This window comes from Lentzea xinjiangensis (assembly GCF_900110955.1).
Classification (GTDB): Bacteria; Actinomycetota; Actinomycetes; order Mycobacteriales; family Pseudonocardiaceae; genus Lentzea; species Lentzea xinjiangensis.
In genome coordinates this window covers 296709-316814 of the sequence record NZ_FOFR01000005.1, presented here as the reverse complement: position 1 = coordinate 316814, position 20106 = coordinate 296709, and the positions used below count along the sequence as shown (strand labels likewise).

Below are 20106 nucleotides of genomic sequence, written 5' to 3'. Positions count from 1 at the left end.
CCATCCCGTTCATCGGTGCGGTGCCCATCCTAAAACTACGTATGTCATACGTTTCTCTGTATGGTGTACGTAGTTTTCGCCCGCGTCCTCATGAACGGATCGCCATGACTTCGAACTCGCCCTCGTCCCGGCCGAAGACCGCCTGGTGGCGCCGGCCCTGGATCGTGCCGCTGATGCTGGTGGTCGCGGCCTTCCTCGCGTTCTCCGTACCGCCCTACCTGACCTTCGACCCGGCCCGCTCCCGCTTGGCGCCGCCGGAGGGCGACGAGCTCTACTACCCGCTGCTGGTCGCGCACGTCCTCTGCGGCGCCGTCGCGATGGCGACCGCCTGCTTCCAGGTCTGGCCGGCGTTTCGCGCGCGGCACCGGACCGGGCACCGGATCACCGGCCGGATCTACGTCTACGCCGGGGCGTTGCCCGCCGGGCTGCTCGGGCTCTACATCGGCTGGCACACGTCGGCGGGGCCGTCCGTGCTGGTCGCGAACCTGGTGGGATCGGCGCTGTGGGTGGTCGTGACGATCATGGGACTGCGGATGGCCCTCCGGCGGCGCTACGACGAGCACCGCCGGTGGATGTCGCGCAGCTTCGCGCTCGCCATGTCGATCGCGCTGAGCCGGGTCATCAACGTCCCGGCCACGATCCTGCTCACGCCCCGGGTGGACACCGCCTTCGGCGGCAGCGAGGAGCTGATGCGCAACACCGCGACGAGCATCGGTGTCTGGCTCAGCCCCCTGCTCCTGCTGCTGCTCGCGGACTGGGTCCTGGAGCGCCGCAAGCCCGCCGTCCGCAGGCCGGCCGCTCCACTCGGCATGACCACCGCAACCGTCCAAACAGGACGTACGTGAGGTCTGTGTCGTCCTGTTGAGCTGCGCATTCACGCCGATTGAGACGCTCTGCGTCCAGAGAGCGCTTTCATGCTACGTTCGGTGAAGAGTGAACCACTCGGAGTGGAGCGGGCCTGTGACCGTCCTTTGGGGTGTCTCGTTCGACGCCACGGCCATGTCCGGCGTGGTGGTGGAGTTCATCAAGATCGCCAAGTCCTTCGCCGGCCAGGGCTATCGGGTCCACCTCGACCTCGGTTACGACATCAAGGCCGACAAGGGGCGGTTCTTCCAGCCCTACCGGCACGAGCGCACGCCGGACTGGATCACGCTCGACCGCGTGGACGGCGTCGAGCACATCGCCGGGTACGACCAGGACTTCGTCGCCGCGACCCTGGAGTCGGTGCGGCGCAACGAGGTCCCGGACACCGACCGCATCACCTCTGAGCTCGCCGACGCCATCGTGCGGACCTGGGAGGATCGCGGCGTCACACTGGTGATGGTCGAGAACGGCACGCTGCCCGAGAACGTCGCCTACACGAAAGCCTTGTACCAGGCGATTTCCACCTACGGCGCGACCCACGGGCTCGGCCGGTACGTGCTGTGGCGCGACCACGACCTGATGTGGCAGAGCGAACCGGACAAGTACGGCAGCTTCCCCTACCCGGCAACGCCTCCGATGGTGAACTCGCCGCACATCCACTACTTCGCGCTGCACGAGGAGGCCAGGCGGCGCACTCTGGAGTGGATGCCGCACCTGCGCGCTCTCGACGTCCTGCCGAACACGTTCACACCGCCCGGCCGCGCCGGGCGGCCGGACTTCCGGGAGCACTTCGGCCTGCCGGAGGACGTCAAGATCATCGCGCGGCTGACCAGGATCATCCCGCAGAAGCGCATCGACCGGGACCTGCACCTGCTCGCCCGGCTCCCCGGCACGTGGCTGTTCGTGGCGGGGGACACGGAGGAGAACCCGGAGGAGACCAGGAGGCTCCGCGCAGTGGCGGCGGAGCTCCGGGTGCCCGTCGTGTTCGGAGGCGTGCTCGAACCGTGCGAGTCGACCGGCGACGGTTTCTCGGTGCGCGACCTGCTCGCGCACGCCGACCTCGTGTCGTTCCTGACGTCATACGACTACGAGAGCTACGGCAACCCGATCGGCGAGGCGATCGCGGCCGGCGTGCCGTACATCGCCAGCCGGTATGCCCTGTACGACACGGTGTACGCGGGCTTCGAGGCACCGGTGCTGGACATCCTGGCGGACGACCTGCCGACGGAGGAGTTCGCGCGGCAGGTCCTGGACCTCATGACGAACGCGGAGAGGCGGGCGGAAGTGGTGGCGCACAACCAACGGCTCGGCATGCACAACCGCGCGGCCGCGGATGAGCTGGTGAGCACTCTGTTCCCACCGCCGATGGGCGAGGACGTGCGGCTCAGCGTGGTGCTGCCGGTCTACAACGAGGCCGCGAACATCGACGAGGTGCTGCAGTCGCTGCACGGCCAGGACGGCATCGACCCCGGCATGTACGAGATCGTGCTGGTGGACAACAACTCCACCGACGACACGGTCGCGAGAGCCCGCAGGTTCGCCGAACGGTCGAAGGTCGCGCTGCACGTGGTCGGCGAACGCGAGCAGGGCGTCGCCTGCGCGCGCAGGACGGGCATGGAGTTCGCCGCGCGACGCAGCCGCAACCGCAAGGATCCCGGTGAGCGCTTCTACCTGGTGTCCGCGGACGCGGACTGCCGGGTGGACCGCCGCTGGCTCGCGGAGCTGTTCGCGGCGATGGAGGAGGACAAGGCCGCGATCGGCGTCTGCGACTACTACTACAACGCCGAGCACTTCGTCGGCAGGCCCCGGCTCTGGGAGGCCATCCAGCGCACGCTGCGCTGCCGGGCGGTGACGTTCTCGCTGTTCGGCGGTTTCCCGGACGGCAAGGGCTTCGCGGTGGAGCGCGAGGCGTACGAGGACGTCGGCGGGATCGAGATCTGCTACCAGCTCCAGAACGGGCGGTTCGTCAACCACCTGTCCGACGACTGGGACTTCGGCATCAAGGTCCGGGGCTCGGGGTACGACATCACCTACGCCCCGCGCTCGCGGGTGGAGATCAACCCCCGGCGCGTCAACCACGCCATCGACGAGGTGATCACCGGGCGGGCGTACGGCAACGACGGCATCATCGTCATGCGCGACATCCGGCCGGAAGCCCCGCCGAAGACCGAGGACCTCACCGAGGCGGAGGCGTTGCAGGCGTGGGAGTTCTCCATCAAGGACTTCAGCCCGAAGAACACCATCCTGCCCGTCCTGCTCACTCCGTCCCTTCTGGACGACGACGCGGTGCTGGCGTTCTTCGGCGAGGACCTCGCGTCCCGGCTGGGGACGCGCATCGCGGAGATCAAGGAGGAGATGCGCGTCGTGGACTTCGTCCCGATCCACTCCTACAAGACGCCGTCGTACCGGCTCTACTTCGAGTTCCGGGACGAGATCTTCGCGCGGCTGCGCGCCGCGGTCGGCGAGGACATCGGCTACCCGCCCCCTCTGCCGGAGTGCTTCGACGACGTGCCGGAGGACAGGTTCGCCGAGTTCGTGAAGTACTACTGCGAGGACCGCGAGTCAGGGGAGGCGCACAACTACTTCGGCAATGGAGGCGTGTTCTGATGGACCGCGAGCCCAGGGTGTGGCCTGCCTTGCAGAACCCGGCCAACGCGCACCTGCTCGACTACGTGACCGAGGACCCGTTCGGGGCGCACGTGTTCCCCGGCAACGTCCCCGGCTACGGCGTGGAGGACTTCCTCGACGACCTGAGCGACCAGCTCGTCGGCACCGCCCCGTACCACCTGTGGTCCTACATCCCCACGTGCGCCTACAAGTGCCGCTTCTGCCAATACCCGGTCGTGCTGGTCAAGGGCGGCCAGGCCGAGGAGAAGCTGGCGCAGTGGGTGGACTGGAACATCCGCGAGGCCGAGCTGTGGCTGCAACGGGTTCCGGAGCTCGCGCACGCCCCCGTCGGTGAGTTCAACGTCTTCGGCGGCACGCCGTCGTTGTTGCCGGAGGCGCAGATCCGGCGGCTGCTCGACTTCTACCGGGAGAACTTCGGGTTCACCGAGGAGACGACGATCCGCTTCGAGGGCGACCCGAGCACGTTCACCCCGGCCAAGCTGGCGGCGTTGCGGGAGCTGGGCTGCACGAAGCTCTCCAGCGGGGTGCAGTCGTTCGACGACGACGTGCTGCGGGAGTGCGGGCGGGAGCACACGTCGCAGATGTGCGTCGACTTCGTGCGCAACGCCCAGGCCGCCGGTTTCGAGTGGATCAGCATCGACCTGATGTACGGCCTGCTGGACCAGACGGTCGACACCGTCAAGCGCGACCTCGACGTCGTGCTGGAGCACGGGATCACCGCGGTGGTGTGCACCAAGCTGCACCTCAAGTCCTACGCCGAGACCAGGACCGGCGTGGCGGGCGAGAAACCGGCGCCGTGGCAGCTCCCGGCGTACCGCGAGAAGCTCGTCCGCGACGGCCACCGCTGGCCCGGCCTCCAGGAGCAGTACCGGATGCGGGAGGTCCTGACCGACGGCCTGCGTGCCGCCGGCTACACCGAGCACCCGACGATGTACTTCGCCCGCGACGGGCTCGGCCCGGAGAAGTGGAAGTCCATCATGGTGGACCAGGACAAGCAGGAGGCCGAGGTCGCGATCGGGCTCGGCGGCAGCTCCAGCTGCCGGTCCTCCGAAGCGATCACCGACGTGAACTGGAAGAACTACGTCCAGGCCGTCGAGGCGGGCAGGGTGCCGCTGGGCTCGGCCACGGCGTTCGACGCGCAGGCGCAGGAGGCGCGGGCGGTCAAGATGGCCCTGTCGACGCTGCAACCGGTGCGCGACGACCTCCACCGCGCCCTCTACGGCAGGTCTCTGCACGACAGCCCGTGGAAGGAGAAGTTCGCCTCCTTGGCCGAGCGCGGGCTCGTCACGGTCGACGCCGACGGGGTCGCGCTGACGAGTGACGGCGAGGTGCTGGTGGAGGCCATCATCAACACCGAGCTGTGAACGGGCGTCGACGCGCCCCGCGGCGTGAGCCACCCTGTCCGCGCCACTAGATTGCTCCGGCATGGAGAACGCGGTGCGCGGACCGGGCCGGGCCGAGGGGTGGCTGCTGGCGGGCGTGGTGGTCGTCGCGCTGGTGACGACCGGGGTGCTGGCGAAGTCGGTGGGCACCTGGGCCCTGGAGGTCGTCTGGGTGCTCGCCGGGCTGCCGCTGGTGATCGCGCTGCGCAAGCGGTTCCCGTTGACCAGGTTGCTGTGCTGGCTGCTGGTGGTGCACGCACTGGTGCTCTGCTACGGCGGGCAACACACCTATGCCGAGACACCGCTCGGGGAGTGGGTGCAGCAGTGGCTGGGGACGCGGCGCAACAACTACGACCGGTTCGCCCACGTGGTGCAGGGTTTCGTGCCCGCGGTGGCGGTGCGGGAGGTGCTGCTGCGCCGAACCCCGTTGAGGCCGGGCGGCTGGGTCGCGTTCCTCTCGGTGTGCGTCTGCCTCGCGATCAGCGCCTGCTTCGAGTTCGTCGAGTGGTTCAGCGCGGTGGTCCTGGGCAGTGGGGCGGACGACTTCCTCGGCACGCAAGGCGATCAGTGGGACACGCAGTGGGACATGTTCTTGTGCCTGTGCGGCGCGGTCATCTCACTGCTCGTGTGGCGCCGGATCCACGACCGGCAGCTTGGCACGGCCGGCGGACGTGGAGGAACGACCACGGCATAGGCATCTCGGCGACCCGGTGCTCAGCGCGCAGCCCCACCACCCCGTACGCCCGGCCTGTCGGCGTCCACCGGCAGGCGCCGCGCGACACCGCGTTGCGGGCGTACGGGGGATGGGGCACATCGCCTACCCGCACGCGGTGGCGTCAACGGCTACCTGCTCGGCCTGACCACTCCGGCGGGGAGCTGCCCGGCTAGCGGCCCTTGATGAACGAGCGGTACCAGTGGTAGCTCGCCCGCGGGGTGCGCTCCTGGGTCCGGTAGTCGACGTGGATCAGGCCGAACCGGTGCTTGTAGCCGTGCGCCCACTCGAAGTTGTCGAGCAGTGACCAGCAGAAGTAACCGCGGAGGTCCACCCCCGCCTCCGCGGCCGCCTGTGCCGCGGCGATGTGGTCGCGGAGGTAGGCGATGCGGTCGGTGTCCTCGAAGCCCTCCGTGTCCGGGTAGACGCAGCCGTTCTCCGTGACGTAGACGGGCGGCAGGTCGGGGTGGCGGTCCTTGAGGTCCGTCAGCGCGGTGGTGAGGCCCTCGGGTTCCACCGGCCAGCCCATGCCGGTGCGGGGGACGTCCGGGAGCCGGGTCGTGTCGACGCCGATGTCGTGGGCCGTGCGCTTGGCGGGGTCGGACTCCCGGTGCGGCGCGTCGGCCACGTGCAGCCGGTAGTAGTAGTTGAGGCCGACGTAGTCGAGCGGTTCGCCGATGACCGCCAGGTCGCCGTCGTGCCGGAACGAGAAGTCGGTGATCTCGCCGAACATCGAGATCATCTCGTCCGGGTACGCCCCGCCGAACAACGGGTCGGTGAACTGCCTGCGCAGCAGGCAGTCCTGCCGGCTGGCCGCGGCCACGTCGGCGGGGGAGCCGGTCACCGGGACGGTGGGGGACTGGTTGAGCACGATGCCGAACTCGTGGCCGGGCGTGCCGTTGGCGCGCATGGCCTGCACGGCGAGACCGTGCCCCAGCAGCAGGTGGTGCGCCGCCGCGAGCGCGCCGTGGCCTTCGCGCGCACCCGGCGCGTGCCGGCCTTCGCCGTAGCCCACGACCGAGGAGCAGTACGGCTCGTTCAACGTGGTCCACTTCGTCACGACGTCACCGAGGGCCTCGTGCACCGTCGCGGCGTAGTCGGCGAACCAGCCCGAGGTGTCGCGGTTGCGCCACCCGCCCTCGTCCTCCAGCGCCTGCGGCAGGTCCCAGTGGTAGAGCGTGAGGAACGGCTCGATGCCGTTGCTCAGCAACGCCTCGACGAGCCGCCGGTAGAAGTCGAGACCCCGCTGCTCGATCCGGCCGCGGCCGTCCGGCAGGACCCGCGACCACGAGACGGAGAAGCGGTACGCGTCGACCCCCAGGTCGGCGAGCAGCCGCACGTCCTCTGGCCAGCGGTGGTAGTGGTCCGCCGCCACGTCACCGGTGTCGCCGTTCGCGACGGCTCCCGGTACCGCCGCGAACGTGTCCCAGATGGACGGACCGCGGCCGTCGAGCCGCGCCGCCCCTTCGATCTGGTATGCCGAGGTCGCCACACCCCAGCGGAAGCCGGCCGGAAAACTCACAACGATCTCCTCTGGGAGGGTCAGCCCTTGACGGCGCCCGACATGATGCCGCCGACGATCTGGCGGCCGAACAACAGGAACACGGCCAGCACGGGGACCGTGCCGATCGTCGCGGCGGTCAGCACCAGCGTGTAGTCGGTGGTGTAACCGCTGGCCAAAGTGGACAGAGCGGTCTGCACGGTCGGGTTCTCCGGCACCAGCACGACGAGCGGCCAGAAGAAGTCGTTCCACGCCTGCATGAACGTGAACAGCCCGAGCACCGCCGCCGCCGGCCGTGCCGCCGGCAGCGCCACGTGCCAGAACAGGCGCAGCGAGTGACAGCCGTCCATCCTGCCCGCCTCGAGCAGCTCGTCCGGGATCGCCCGCTCGAAGTACTGGCGCATGAAGAACACGCCGAACGCGGTCACCAGGCCCGGCACGATCACCGCGTGGATCTCGCCGGCCCAGCCGAACTCGCTCATCATCATGTAGAGCGGGATGATGCCGAGCTCGGTCGGGATGGCCTGGGTGGCGATGACGAGCAGCAGCAGCACGTTGCGGCCGCGGAAGCGCATCTTGGCGAACGCGAAGCCGGCCAGCGTCGAGAACAGCACCACCGACACCGTCACGGTGCCGGAGACGATGATCGAGTTGGTCAGCGCCAGGGCGAAGTCCGTGGTGTCGAAGACCCTGGCGATGTTCTCGAACAGGTGACCACCCGGCACCAGCACCGGCGGCACGCTGTCGATCGCGTCCGGTGTCTGCGACGACACCACGAACGACCAGTACACCGGGAAGGCGGAGCCCGCCAGCACGGCGATCAGCGCGGCGTACGTCCACGGCCCGGCGACTCGCTTGACCAGCCTGCGCGCCCGCCCCGCCGCGGGGGCGGGACGCACCGGCGCGGGAGGATCCAGCACTGCGGTCATGGGTTCCTCACTCCGTCTGGATCCGTTTGGTCACCAGGTAACCGAGCCCGGCGACGATGATCGTGGCGATCGCCAGCACGACGGCGATCGCCGAGCTGTAGCCGAAGTCGTACTTCGTGAAGCCCTGCTCGTAGAGGTACAGCGCGGCGGTCTGGAACTGCCGGTCCGAGCCGCCGGTCGCGGCCGCGGCGCCGGGGTTGAACAGCAGCGGCTCGGCGAGCAGCCGCATGTTGCCGGTGGTCGCGATGATCGTGGTGAAGATGATCTGCGGCCGCAGCAACGGCACCGTGATCCGCCAGAACTGCTGCCAGCCGTTCGCACCGTCCAGGGTGGCCGCTTCGTACAGGCTGGGCGTGATCGCCTGCATGGACGCCAGGAAGATCAGCGCGTGGTAGCCGGTCCAGCGCCACACCACCATCACCGCGATCGCGATGTGCGAGGTGGCCGTGCCGGCCTGCCAGTCGATCTGCCCGGCGCCGAAGAGGTCCAGCACCCAGTTGACGAGGCCGAAGTCCCGCCCGAACAGCTGCGCGAAGATGATCGTCACGGCGGCGACCGACGTGATGTTCGGCAGGATCACGCCCATCCGGAACAGCGTGCGGGTCCGCACCTTGCGGTTGAGCAGCGCCGCGATCCCCAGCGCGAACAGGATCTGGGGCACCGTCGTGAGCAGCCACAGGCTGAGCGTGTTGCCCATGGCGTTCCAGAAGTACGGGTCCGCCAGCAGTGCCGCGTAGTTGTCGAACCAGACCAGGCGCGCGCCGCCCTCGTCGAGCAGGTTGCGGTGCTGCAGCGAGACCCAGATGGTGTAGAGGAGGGGGAACAGCCCGAAGACACCGAAGATCAGGAAGTACGGCGTCACGTACGCGTACGGCGAGAACTTCGTGTCCCAGCGGTGCCTCCTGGCCGCCCTGTCCACGACCGGGGGGTCGATCAAAGCCATGTCAGCACGTCACTTCTGGACGTCGGCGACGAACTGGCGCCACGAGTCCTCGCCGTTCTGCTTGCCCTGTTCGACGCGCTGCATCGCGTTGCCGATGGCGGTCTGGATGTCGCCGGCCTTCGGGCCCTGGTACTGCGGGTTCAGCTTCTTCGCCGCGTCGGTGAACAGCTTGCCGATCGGCGCGTCGTTGAAGTAGGGGTTCTTGTAGTCGACGATCGACGGGTCCTCGTAGAGCTTCGGGATCGACGGCAGCAGCCCGGCGCTCTTGAACACCTTCGCCTGCTGCTCGGGCGCGGTCAGCCACGCCGCGAGCTCCACGGCCTTGTCGACGTTCTTGCCCGACTTGGGAACCGTGAGGTAGGAGCCGCCCCAGTTGCCGCCACCGCCGGGAACGGACGTGACGTCCCACTTGCCGGCCGCCTCGGGACCGGCCTGGTCCTTGATCTTGGCCATCTGCCACGCGGGGCAGGTCACGGTCGCGAACTGGCCCTGCTTGAACCCGGTGTTCCAGACGGGCGTGGAGAACAGCAGCTTCGACGACAGGCCCGACTGCACGCCGTCGACGACGAGGTCCCAGGCCGCCTTGATCTCCTTGTTCTCACCCACGACGATCTTGTCGGACTTGTCGTAGTAGCCGACGGACGCCTGGCCGACGATCGCGTTGAGCACGGTCGGGCCGCCGTCGAACCACTTCACGCCCTCCGGCGCCTTCTCCTGGAACTTCTTGCCGGCGGCCATGAAGTCCTGCCAGGTCGGCCACAGCGCGGCGACCTGCTCGCGGTCGGCGGGCAGCCCGGCGTTCTGCAGCAGGTCGCGGCGGTAGCAGATGGCGAGGCCGCCGACGTCGGTGCCGTAGCCGATCTGCTTGCCGTCCTTGGACAGCGAGCCCTCCCACTTCCACGGCAGCCAGCGGTCCTTGAGCTGGTCACCGCCCTTGGTGTTCAGGTCGACGAACTTGTCCGGCGTGGCCTTGAACTGGTTGATGTAGCCGGTGTCGACCGCCTCGACATCCGCGGCGCCGCTGTTGGTGGCGAGGTGCGCGGCGAGGTTCTTGTGGTGGTCGGAGTAGGACGCGGTGCGGTCGGTGATCTCCACGTCCGGGTGCGTGCTCTCGTACTCCTTGAGCAGCTCGGCGTAGCCGAAGTTGCCGAACAGGCCGATCGACAGCTTGGTCTTGCCGCCGGACGCGGTACCGCTGCCGCAACCGCTGAGCACCAGGGCCGTCGCCAGCGAGGCGCAGCCGATGGCGAGTGCTGTGGGGCGCATTCGAGGCCTCCGTCGATTTTTGGGCGCGCTGAAGCAGAAAAGGTGGTCTTGGAGCGGGTGCACCGGCGTTGTGACGAATCGCCGGCCGAAATGTGTGGCGCCTATGACAACCGGGTTACGTGGTGTCCGTCAAGTAACGAGATGATAAACAGATCAACTTCCGCACCCGTTTGACTAGGAGAAGTGCTGCTCGTACGGTGATGTAACCGCTTACGGTGAAATGGGGAGGCCGGATGCCGACCGGGCGTGAGATCGCCCAGCTCTGCGGCGTGTCCGTGGCGACGGTGTCACGCGTCTTCAACCAGCCGGAAACGGTCAACGAGGAGACGCGCCAACGCGTGCTGCGGGTGGCGAAAGAACTGGACTACCGGCCCAACGAGTCGGCGCGGGCGTTGTCGACGAAGCAGTCCACGATGATCGGGCTGGTCTGGGACACCGACCACCGCCGTCCCGGCTGGCGCCACCCGTACCTGCAGGACCTGCTGATCGGGCTGAAGTCCGCGCTCAGCGCGCACGGCTACCACCTGCTGATGCTGGCGACCAGCGGCGACGCCCGCGAGGTCGGTGCGTCGCTCGCGGACCCGGTCGGCTACGTGAACATGACCCGCCGCCACCACCTCGGTGGACTGGTCCTCATCGACAGCGGGTCCGACGCCGAGGCGTTCGGCACCTTCGCGCAGTCGGGTGTTCCCTGCGTCGCGCTGGACGTCGCCGTCGAGGGCCCGAGGGCCACCTACGTGACGTCGGACAACGCGGGCGGTGCGCGGATGGCGACCCTGCACCTCGCCGGGCTGGGCCACTCCCGGATCGCCACGATCACCGGCCCGCCCGGCAACGAGCCGTCCGACGCCCGTGTCGCCGGTTACCGCGCGGCCTTGCGCGAGGCCGGTCTGGCGCCGCGCGAGGACTACGTCGTCTCCGGCGACTTCTACCGCGCGAGCGGAATCGCCGCCATGCAACGGCTCCTGGCGCTGGACGAGCCGCCCACCGCGGTGTTCACGGCGAGCGACGAGATGGCGGTCGGCGCGCTGCTGGCCGCCCGTGCCGCGGGCCTGCAGGTGCCGCGGGACCTCGCGCTCGTCGGGTTCGACGACATCGAGATCGCCTCCGTGGTCGATCCGGCGCTCACCACCGTGTCGCAGGACAAGCCGGGGTTCGGGGTCGCCGCCGCGAAGGCGATCATGGCCATGATCACCGGTGCCGGCCGCGAGGAGCCCGTGGTGCTGCCGACCCGGCTGGTCGTCAGGCAGTCCTGCGGTTCCTGAGCTGTCAATGGTGGTCTCCGACGTCTGACGGCCCCGCGCGGTGGCGGCCGCACACGTGGTGCCGTCCGGGAACCGGCTCCTAGCCTCGGTGCTGTCCTGCCTGCGACGACGGAGGCGAGCACATGCGATCGAGGAACGGGTTCCTGGCATTCGTGGCGGCCATCGGCCTCGCCGCGGGTTCCCTGTCGTGGTCGATGGCGGCGGTTCCCGCGCCGCAGCCCGGCGCCCTGGGCAAGTACGACATCACCGGCACCTACGTCAGCGGGCTGTCCTCCGGCGGCTTCATGGCCAACCAGCTCCACGTCGCCCACTCCGGGCTCTTCCAGGGGGCGGGCATCTTCTCCGCCGGTGCCTACGACTGCGCCCAGAACAACCTGAGCACCGCCCTCTCCGCGTGCATGGACACCGTGCTGCCGCGCAAGACGCCGGCGGAGCTGGAGCAGCTCACGAGGACCCGCGCCGCGGCGGGCTCGGTCGACCCACCGCAGAACCTGTCCGGTGACCCGGTCTGGCTCTTCCACGGCAGCGCCGACCAGACGGTCCGCCGTCCGGTGAACGACGACCTCGCGACCTACTACCGCGACTTCGGCGCCCGCGTCGTCTACGACAACACCTCCGCCGCCGGGCACGCCTGGGTCAGCCCGATCGGGCCGAACAGCTGCGGGGCCACTTCTTCGCCGTACGTCAACAGGTGCGGGACCACCGACCCGGTCGGGGCCATGCTCGGGCACCTGTTCGGCCGGGTGAACCCGGCCGCCTCGGCGTTGTCCGGCAAGCTCGTCCAGTTCGACCAGAACTCCTACGTCCCCGGCGGCAACGCGGCGGCGGTGAGCATGGGACGGGAAGGGTTCGCGTACGTGCCGCGGGCGTGCGAAACCGCGCCCTGCAAGCTGATGGTGACGCTGCACGGCTGCTACCAGTACTACGGCTTGGTCGGGAACGCGTTGATGGACAAGGGTTACCTCAACGAGTACGCCGACACCAACAACATGGTCGTGCTCTACCCGCAGGCCACGACGACGACAGGCAACCCGCGCGGCTGCTGGGACTGGTGGGGTTACCAGTCCGACCGGTACCCGCTGAAGACCGGGCCGCAGATGGCCGCCGTGGTCGCCATGGTGAAGGCGCTGAGCGGCGGGCAACCGACCACTCCGCCGACCAGCACCACGACCACGACGACGACGACCACCACGCCGGTGCCCCAGTGCGTCACCGCGAGCAACTACGCGCACACCACGGCCGGTCGCGCTCACGCCGAGCTGGGACAGACCTACGCGAACGGGTCCAACCAGGCGCTCGGTCTGTGGAACACCTTCACCACCAGCAGCATCCGGGAGACCTCCGCGAACTACTGGGTGAAGTGCTGACACCCCACCGGCAGGTGTCCTCCGAGGATCGCGAACGCCGCGAAGAGTCAGCCGGGCGAGCCAGGCGCCCGTGCCCGATCGGGCACGGGCGCCTGCCCGGTTCCGCCGGTGCCGCGGGCGGGACGGGAAGGCGACGGCTCGTGGCCGGCGTGAACCGGCCACTCCGCACCGCCGTGGCGGTGGCCCCGATCGTCGTGATGGCGATGACCAGCGGAATTGGTGCGGTGATCGCCGCGGGAGAGCCGGCCGGCCGGCTGATGGCGGCCGAGTAATGACCGGAGAGCGCATTAGCACGGTCGCCGCGGGTCGTCGAGAGTCGTGCGCAATTGGAAAACTGCCGGTAACGGATAGCGACGAATGGTTGCACGCTGTCCAGCTTTCCGCCGCCGGGCGCCATTGCCCGGTTCGGACCCGTGCTTCTGGTCGTTTTGATCATTGGCAACGCTCCTGCCTGCGTCGATGCCGTCAAGCACCCCGGCCGTGCCGTGCCCGGTTGGGCTGAAAGTAGGATCGGGGGTGTTGCGCAGAGCATCGGACTGAGTACTCTGCTCACACCCCCTCAAGATCATCGCTGTTGATCATGTTGATCGCGCGGTGCTATCTTTCCGTCGCCAATTCGGGTGGTCGTGGAGCGTTGTGAAGCTGAAGAACGTGCCGGAGACGAATTACAAGACAATTCGTTCCCGGCTCACTGGTGTCGTGGTGGTTCCCAGCATCGTCCTCCTGCTGATGTGGGCGCTGTTCTCGTCCTACACGGTGTTCGAGGGGCTGTACCTCCAGCTGGTCGCCTCCGGCGTGCGGGACGCGTCGATCCCGGCTGTTCAGTCGTTCGCCTCGCTGCAGAAGGAACGCGAGCTGAGCATGACGAGCCTGAGCCGTCCTGGCTCCGGCACGACCGCGTTGCTCAAGCAGCAGCAGGAGACGGACGCTGACCTCGTCCAGATGAAGGCGGCGTTCACCGCGCTCGCCTCCCAGGCGCCCCAGGAGGTCGCCGACGGGATCGGCAAGCTCAACGGGCTGCTGGACCAGCTGCCCGAGGTGCGGGAGCGGCTCGAGTCGGGCGCCGCGTCCAAGGACGAGGTCTACCGCTACTACAACAGCGTGCTCGACGCCGGTGCCGCGCTGTTCATGACGCAGGCCCGCATCGTGCCGGACGCCGAGACCGTGACCTCCGCGGTGCTCGCCCCCCAGTCCTTCCAGGCCGTCGACGCGATGTCGCGGTCCGGCTCGCTCGCCGCCGCCGCGCTGGCCGCGGGCAGGTTCAGCCCCGAGGAGCACCGCGAGTTCGTCCACCTCGTCGGCGCGTACCGGGCCTCGCTGACCGCCATCGAGCCCTACGCGGTGCCGAAGGCGCGCGAGCACTACAAGCAGCTCGTCAGCAGCCCGCAGTGGCAGCAGCTGACGAACCTCGAGAACCGCCTGGTGCAGAACGCGGAGCGGCCCATCGGCCAGTCCGTCACCCTGGCCGACTGGGAGAACGCCAGCCGCGCGGTGTCCACCGAGCTCACCACGCTCGTGCAGGAGCAGTCCGACGGCGCCGTCAACCTCGCCATGTCCAACGGCGAGAGCAAGTTCACCCAGGTGCTGATCGGCAGCCTGATCGCACTGGTCGCGGTGATCATCGGAATCTTCGTCGCGGTGCGCGTCTCCCGCAGCCTCGTCAACAAGGCGTTGATCGTCCGCCTGGCGAACCTGAAGAGCGACTCGCTCAAGCTCGCCCACGAACGGCTGCCGAGCATCGTCGAGCGGCTGCGCGACGGCAAGCACGTCGACGTGGCCACCGAGGTCCCGGCGCTCGACTACGGCAACGACGAGATCGGTCAGGTGGCCGACGCGTTCAACGCCGCGCAGTACACCGCCGTGGCCGCGGCCGTGAAGGAGAGCCAGACGCGCGAGGGCGTGAACCGGGTCTTCCTCGACATCGCCCGCCGCAACCAGGGCCTCGTGCACCGCCAGCTCAAGATCCTCGACAAGCTGGAGCGCGAGGAGGAGAACCCCGACCACCTGGACGCGTTCTTCCAGCTCGACCACCTCGCCACCCGCGCGCGCCGCAACGCCGAGAACCTGATCATCCTCACCGGTGAGCAGCCGGGCCGGCAGTGGCGCAAGCCCGTGCGCATGCTCGACGTCGTGCGCGCCGCCGTCGCCGAGACCGAGCAGTACGCCCGCGTGAAGGTGAACCCGGTGCCCGAGGTGGCGCTGGTCGGCGCCGCCGTCGCGGACACGATCCACCTGATCGCCGAGCTGGTCGACAACGCGACCTCGTTCTCCTCGCCGCGCTCGCAGGTCGAGGTGCACAGCAGCGAGGTGCCGCAGGGCCTCGTCATCGAGATCGAGGACCACGGTCTCGGCATCAAGCCCGAGGACCGCGAGCAGCACAACGAGATGCTGGCCGCGCCGCCCGACTTCGAGGCGATGAGGCTGCGCGGCGAGTCGCGCCTCGGCCTGTTCGTCGTCGCCCGGCTGGCCGCCCGCCGCAACATCCACGTCGAGCTGCGCGACTGCCCGTCCGGCGGGACGATCGCGCTGGTGCTCGTCCCGTCCGAGCTGATCGTCGGCGAGGCGGGCGCGGCTGAGCCGGTGGACTCCGCGCAGCTGCCGAAGCCGACGTTCCGGCAGCAGACGCTGCAGCAGGCGTCCCTGCCGCAGCAGGCTTCCCCGCCGCAGCAGACCTCCTCGCCGCAGCAGACCTCCTCGCCGTTGCGGGGAGAGCTGACGCAGGACGCGCGGCCGACGGAGTCCTTCCAGCTCGACGAGTTCTGGGCGGGGGCGGGAGCGGGCAACGACCTGGCGTCCGACCCGGGAAAAGACCTCGACAGCAGCAGCGGGCACATAGAGCTGCCGCGAGACGACCACCAGGGCGGCGCGTGGCCGACCGACGACCCCGCGGAAGGTGCTGAGACGCGTCAGGACACCAGGCCGGAGCTGCCGCGCCGGAGGCGGCAGCAGCACCTCGTGCCCCAGTTGGCCAACGACGACCTCCGGCCGATGCCCGACTTCGTCGACTTCAACGCCGAGGAACGGGCAGAACGAACGCGCGACGGCATGTCCGCCTTCCAGCGGGGCACGCGCAACGCCCGCCAGGCGGACGACGTCGTGGAACCGTGATGACGGGACGACCTAACACTGAAAGGGCTACTTCCGTGGACGACATGACCGGCGGGCACCCCGAGCTCAACTGGCTGCTCGAGGACCTCGTCGCGAGAGTGGTCGGTGCCCGGCACGCTGTGGTGCTCTCCGCGGACGGGCTGCTGCTCGCCCGCTCTCCCGAGCTGTCCAAGGACGACTCCGACCACCTGTCGGCGATGGCGTCCGCGTTCCAGAGCCTCGCTCGGGGCACCGGACGGCACTTCGGCGGCGGTCAGGTCCGGCAGACGATCGTGGAGATGGAACGCGCCCACCTGTTCGTCACCGCGGCCGGGCAGGGCGCCTGCCTCGCCGTCGTCGGCGACGAGGACGCGGACATGGGCATGATCGCCTACGAGATGAACATGCTCGTGAAGAGGGTGGGTGCCTACCTGTCCTCCGCGCCGCGAACACTCGCTTCACCGCGGCTGCCGAACCCGCTCGGGTTGTCATGAGCCAGCACTCACCGGACTGGTGGTACGACGAGGCGGCGGGCCCCCTGGTCCGCCCCTACGCGATGGTGAGCGGGCGCACCAGACCGAAGCCCGCGGGTGACGAGCTGACCCTCACGACCCAGGTGAGGGCGATCCGCACGTCGTCCGACCAGGGGTCGCTGCTGGTGGAGCACCTCGAGATCATCAAGCTCTGCCGGAAGCCGCTTTCCGTCGCGGAGGTCGCCGCCTACCTGAACGCGCCGCTCGTCGTCGTGAAGGTGTTGCTCAGCGACCTGATCCAGCGCGGCGACGTCATCACCCGCGACCCGTCGCGGATGGCGGTCCCGATGGACCTGAACCTACTCCAGAAGGTGCTCGATGGTGTCCGTGCAATCTGAGGGGCGGCGCGAAGAACTGCTCGTCCCCTCCTCGGTCAAGATCGTCGTCGCCGGCGGTTTCGGCGTCGGCAAGACCACGATGGTCGGCGCGGTCAGCGAGATCACGCCGCTGCGGACCGAGGAGCTGCTCACCGAGGCGGGCGAGGAGATCGACGACCTCGCCGGTGTCGAGGGCAAGAACACGACCACGGTCGCCCTGGACTTCGGGCGCATCACGATCAACCCCGAGCTGGTGCTGTACCTGTTCGGCACGCCCGGCCAGGACCGCTTCTGGTTCATGTGGGACGAGCTGGCGTACGGCTCGATTGGCGCGGTCGTCCTCGTGGACACCCGCAGGCTCGACGCGGGCTTCGGCGCGATCGACTTCTTCGAGCGCAGGGGCATCCCGTTCGTGGTGGCCGTCAACTGCTTCGACGACGGTCACACCTACACGGCGGACGAGATGCGCCAGGCCCTGGACGTCGCGGACGCGGTGCCGCTCGTGCTGTGCGACGCCCGCGACCGCGAGTCCTGCAAGTCGGTCCTGGTTCGCGTGATCGAGCACGCGATGAACCGGCTCGACGTCATGGCCTGACCGGCTCGGCGAGCGTCACGGCACCGCCCCCACACCCTCCCGGGGATGTGGGGGCGGTGCCGTGTGGTGGCTAGCGGACCTGCTCCAGGCGGCACCGGAACGGGCGCAGCATCGCCGGTGCCTCGACCAGGCGGTAACCCGGTACCCGCTCGGGGTTCTTGGCGATCCCCGCGAGCGTCTCGGCCACGTACTCCAGGTGGCTGCGGGTGTAGACGCGGCGTGGGATCGCGAGGCGCACCAGCTCGAACGGCGCCGGCGTGACGAGCTCGCCCGACTCGTCGATCTCGCCGAGGTAGAGCGAACCCAGTTCGGCACACCGGATCCCGCCCGCCAGGTACAGCTCGGAGGCGAGCGCGTGGCCGGTGAAGCGGTGCGGCGGGATGTGCGGGAAGAACCGGCCCGCGTTGAGGTACACGGCGTGGATGCCCGCCGGGCGCACGCTGTCCACACCGGCCTGTCGCGCGCACTCGGCGAGGTACGCGGTCGACTCGGCCCGCTCCCGCAGGTACAGCGGGTCGGTGACCTCGATCAGGCCCTGCGCACACATGTCGAGGTCGCGGCCGGAGAGTCCGCCGTAGGTGCGGAACCCCTCGGTGGCCATCAGCAGGAGCTCGCAGCGCTTGGCGAGCTCCGGGTCGGTGAGCGCCAGCATCCCTCCGATGTGGACGATGCCGTCCTTCTTCAGGCTCGCCACACAACCGTCGGCCAGCCGGAACGCGAGCTTCGCGACCTCGCGCGGGCTGTGGCCGAGGTACTTCTCCTCCCGCTGGGTCACGAGCCACGCGTTCTCGGCGAACCGGGCCGCGTCGAGGATGAACGGCACGCCGTGCTTGCGGCACAACGCACTCGTGGCTTCGAGGTTCGCCATCGACACGGGCTGGCCGCCACCACCGTTGTTGGTGATGGTCATGAGCACCTGGCCGACGTCCTCCGGCCCGGTCAGCACCGCCTCGAGCGCGACGAGGTCGATGTCGCCCTTGAACGGCGCGTCGCTGTCGAGGTCCGCGGCCTCCCGGCACGGCAGGTCCCGCACGACGCCGCCGGCGAGCTCCACGTTCGCGCGGGTCGTGTCGAAGTGCGTGTTGCTGACCGAGAGCTGACCGGGCTTCAGCAGCGTGCTGAACAGGATCCGCTCCGCGGCACGGCCCTGGTGCACCGGGAAGATGTGCGCGAAGCCGGTCAGCTCCTCGACCACCTCGCGGAACCGGAACCACGACCGGGCACCCGCGTAGGTCTCGTCGCCGCGCATGCCCGCGGCCTGCTGCTCCGCCGACAGCGCGCCGGTGCCGGAGTCGCTCAGCAGGTCGATCGTCACGTCCTCGGCGGTGAGGTTGAACTGGTTGTACCCACCGGCGGCGTACACGCGTTCGCGGTGCTCCCGCGTGGTGATGGGAATCGGCTCGACGACCTTGATGCGGTACGGCTCCACGCCCTGCTGCCTTTCTAGACTGACATTGCTTCGGTCCGAGGCGGTGTCACGTCGTAAGCCTCGGACGACAGGTAAACCGTCACTCCGGGCCGCGGCCGGCCCAGACGCAGTGACACGTGGGCGATCAGCCCGACGCCCTCGCCCAGCGGCCGCCGGACGATGCTCGCGAGCGCCATGACGAACGGGGCCGTGTCCAGCCCGCACCTCGCCATGATCGCCAGAACGCGTTCGCACGCCTCCAGGTCGTCCTGCACGTAGTCCCGCACGGGGACGTAGAGGGAGTAGCCGCTCGGCCGGTCGGTGTCGCCGGACATGAAGGTGTAGCTCGACATCAGCGGACGCCGGGTGAACGGCCCCGTGCCACCGCAGGCCAGTGCCACGACATCCGCCAGGAGCTCCAGGTCGACGTCGGGGGTCGCCGAGGCGGCCTCGACCACGTCGGCCACCACGGAGTCGTCGTGGGACACGTAGGTCTTCACCCGCGCCCGGTGCTCGTCCATGAGGTCGAGCGCGAAGAACGAGAACCTGTCCAGGCCCTCGCGCCGCAGCGCGTGCTCGCGCACCGCCGGGAGCGCCGCGCTCAGACCGAGCCGGGTCAGCGCCTCGGTGACGAGGGCCGTGCCGTTCTCCGGCCCGCGCACGTCGGGGTTGAGGTAGACCTTGATCGCCGGTGCCGCGTAGGGCCCGACGATCAGCGAGTACCAGAACGCGAACGTCCCCTGCGGATCGGCGGGCAGGAACAGGTCGCGCACGCGGTCGAACCGCCCGAGGTGCAGCCGGTGCCGCGAGCTCAGCCGGTCGAGGACCCCGAGTGCGGCGTCGAGGTTCTCCCGGCGCCCCGGCTGTTCGGCGAGCGATTCGACGATCATGCGCACGGCCGGCGGTTCGTTTTGAGCCAAAGCTACGGAGAATTCCACGGGAGTGTGGTCGTCGGCGACGGAAGACGGCCAGTCCGCAACCGCGGAGAGAGGGCGGCGGCCACCGGGGCCCATTGCCTCTCCCAGCAACTTCGTGGCGCTTTCCGTGGAGTTCGCCAAACCGACAGCACGCAGCAGGTTCTGCAGTTGACCAAGGGCAAAATCGCGCAATGAGACGGCTGGCGCGCTCAAGACGGGGCACTCCTGATCGGCCGGGGGAATCAGGTCGGACTCGCAATCCCTGACGGAGTGGAATCGCACCGTGAATTCTCTCAAGCCGCTACATGGGCAGGTCAAGGTCCAGAGGGGTTGCGTATGACACTCTGCACTGTGATCAGAATTGCACTACTTGGCCTATTGACTTGTGCCGT

The 20106-nt window shown here is 69.0% G+C and carries 17 protein-coding genes; 11 read left to right on the top strand and 6 right to left on the bottom strand.

Annotated features, from left to right (window positions below; genetic code table 11):
- Window positions 1-104 precede the first annotated feature (104 nt).
- The 4 genes from BMW88_RS14855 (at window position 105) to BMW88_RS14840 (ending at window position 5568) form a co-directional block, all read left to right on the top strand.
- Entirely contained in the window at window positions 105-845 is a 741-nt protein-coding gene (locus tag BMW88_RS14855) for a DUF2306 domain-containing protein (RefSeq protein WP_089951282.1), read from the top strand.
- Between the two features lie 115 nt (window positions 846-960).
- Entirely contained in the window at window positions 961-3471 is a 2511-nt protein-coding gene (locus BMW88_RS14850; protein WP_245777787.1) for a glycosyltransferase, read from the top strand.
- Entirely contained in the window at window positions 3471-4856 is a 1386-nt protein-coding gene (locus BMW88_RS14845; RefSeq protein WP_089951281.1) for a radical SAM protein, read from the top strand. The genes BMW88_RS14850 and BMW88_RS14845 overlap by 1 nt, the downstream gene beginning before the upstream one ends.
- 61 nt (window positions 4857-4917) lie before the next feature.
- Window positions 4918-5568 (top strand): DUF2238 domain-containing protein, encoded by a 651-nt coding sequence (locus BMW88_RS14840; RefSeq protein ID WP_089951280.1) that lies wholly within the window; start codon window positions 4918-4920, stop codon window positions 5566-5568.
- A gap of 190 nt (window positions 5569-5758) precedes the next feature.
- On the opposite strand, the gene BMW88_RS14835 is transcribed toward BMW88_RS14840, so the two are convergent.
- From BMW88_RS14835 to BMW88_RS14820, 4 genes are read right to left on the bottom strand one after another with little or no spacing between them, the layout of a single operon-like run.
- Complete coding sequence (locus BMW88_RS14835) at window positions 5759-7114, bottom strand: GH1 family beta-glucosidase (protein ID WP_089951354.1); 1356 nt, start codon at window positions 7112-7114, stop codon at window positions 5759-5761.
- 14 nt (window positions 7115-7128) lie between these two features.
- Window positions 7129-8016, bottom strand: coding sequence for a carbohydrate ABC transporter permease (locus BMW88_RS14830; protein WP_089951279.1), 888 nt, complete (start codon window positions 8014-8016; stop codon window positions 7129-7131).
- Between the two features lie 7 nt (window positions 8017-8023).
- Complete coding sequence (locus BMW88_RS14825) at window positions 8024-8959, bottom strand: carbohydrate ABC transporter permease (protein WP_089951278.1); 936 nt, start codon at window positions 8957-8959, stop codon at window positions 8024-8026.
- 9 nt (window positions 8960-8968) lie between these two features.
- A complete protein-coding gene (locus BMW88_RS14820) occupies window positions 8969-10225 on the bottom strand; it encodes an ABC transporter substrate-binding protein (RefSeq protein WP_089951277.1) in 1257 nt (418 codons plus the stop codon).
- A 233-nt stretch (window positions 10226-10458) separates the two neighbouring features.
- On the opposite strand from BMW88_RS14820, the gene BMW88_RS14815 reads away from it, so the two are divergent.
- From BMW88_RS14815 to BMW88_RS14790, 7 genes are all read left to right on the top strand, one after another.
- Window positions 10459-11490, top strand: a complete 1032-nt coding sequence (locus BMW88_RS14815) for a LacI family DNA-binding transcriptional regulator (RefSeq protein ID WP_089951276.1) — start codon at window positions 10459-10461, stop codon at window positions 11488-11490.
- Between the two features lie 122 nt (window positions 11491-11612).
- A complete protein-coding gene (locus BMW88_RS14810) occupies window positions 11613-12857 on the top strand; it encodes an extracellular catalytic domain type 2 short-chain-length polyhydroxyalkanoate depolymerase (protein ID WP_089951275.1) in 1245 nt (414 codons plus the stop codon).
- 149 nt (window positions 12858-13006) lie between these two features.
- The gene (locus BMW88_RS43995) at window positions 13007-13129 is read left to right on the top strand and encodes a hypothetical protein (protein ID WP_281249402.1); all 123 of its coding nucleotides are present in this window, start codon (window positions 13007-13009) and stop codon (window positions 13127-13129) included.
- 364 nt (window positions 13130-13493) lie between these two features.
- Window positions 13494-15965 carry a sensor histidine kinase gene (locus BMW88_RS14805; protein ID WP_089951274.1) on the top strand — a complete coding sequence of 824 codons (2472 nt, stop codon included), beginning with the start codon at window positions 13494-13496 and terminating at the stop codon, window positions 15963-15965.
- Window positions 15966-16009: 44 nt separating this feature from the next.
- Window positions 16010-16438 carry a roadblock/LC7 domain-containing protein gene (locus BMW88_RS14800; protein ID WP_089951353.1) on the top strand — a complete coding sequence of 143 codons (429 nt, stop codon included), beginning with the start codon at window positions 16010-16012 and terminating at the stop codon, window positions 16436-16438.
- Entirely contained in the window at window positions 16435-16815 is a 381-nt protein-coding gene (locus BMW88_RS14795) for a DUF742 domain-containing protein (RefSeq protein ID WP_089951273.1), read from the top strand. Before BMW88_RS14800 ends, BMW88_RS14795 begins: the two co-directional genes overlap by 4 nt.
- Window positions 16796-17389, top strand: a complete 594-nt coding sequence (locus BMW88_RS14790; protein WP_089951272.1) for a GTP-binding protein — start codon at window positions 16796-16798, stop codon at window positions 17387-17389. The genes BMW88_RS14795 and BMW88_RS14790 overlap by 20 nt, the downstream gene beginning before the upstream one ends.
- 70 nt (window positions 17390-17459) lie before the next feature.
- On the opposite strand, the gene BMW88_RS14785 is transcribed toward BMW88_RS14790, so the two are convergent.
- Both BMW88_RS14785 and BMW88_RS14780 read right to left on the bottom strand, forming a co-directional pair.
- On the bottom strand, window positions 17460-18818 hold the full coding sequence (locus BMW88_RS14785; protein WP_089951271.1) for a tryptophanase: 1359 nt from the start codon (window positions 18816-18818) through the stop codon (window positions 17460-17462).
- A 14-nt stretch (window positions 18819-18832) separates the two neighbouring features.
- Complete coding sequence (locus tag BMW88_RS14780) at window positions 18833-19810, bottom strand: tryptophan dimethylallyltransferase family protein (RefSeq protein ID WP_089951270.1); 978 nt, start codon at window positions 19808-19810, stop codon at window positions 18833-18835.
- Window positions 19811-20106 lie beyond the last annotated feature (296 nt).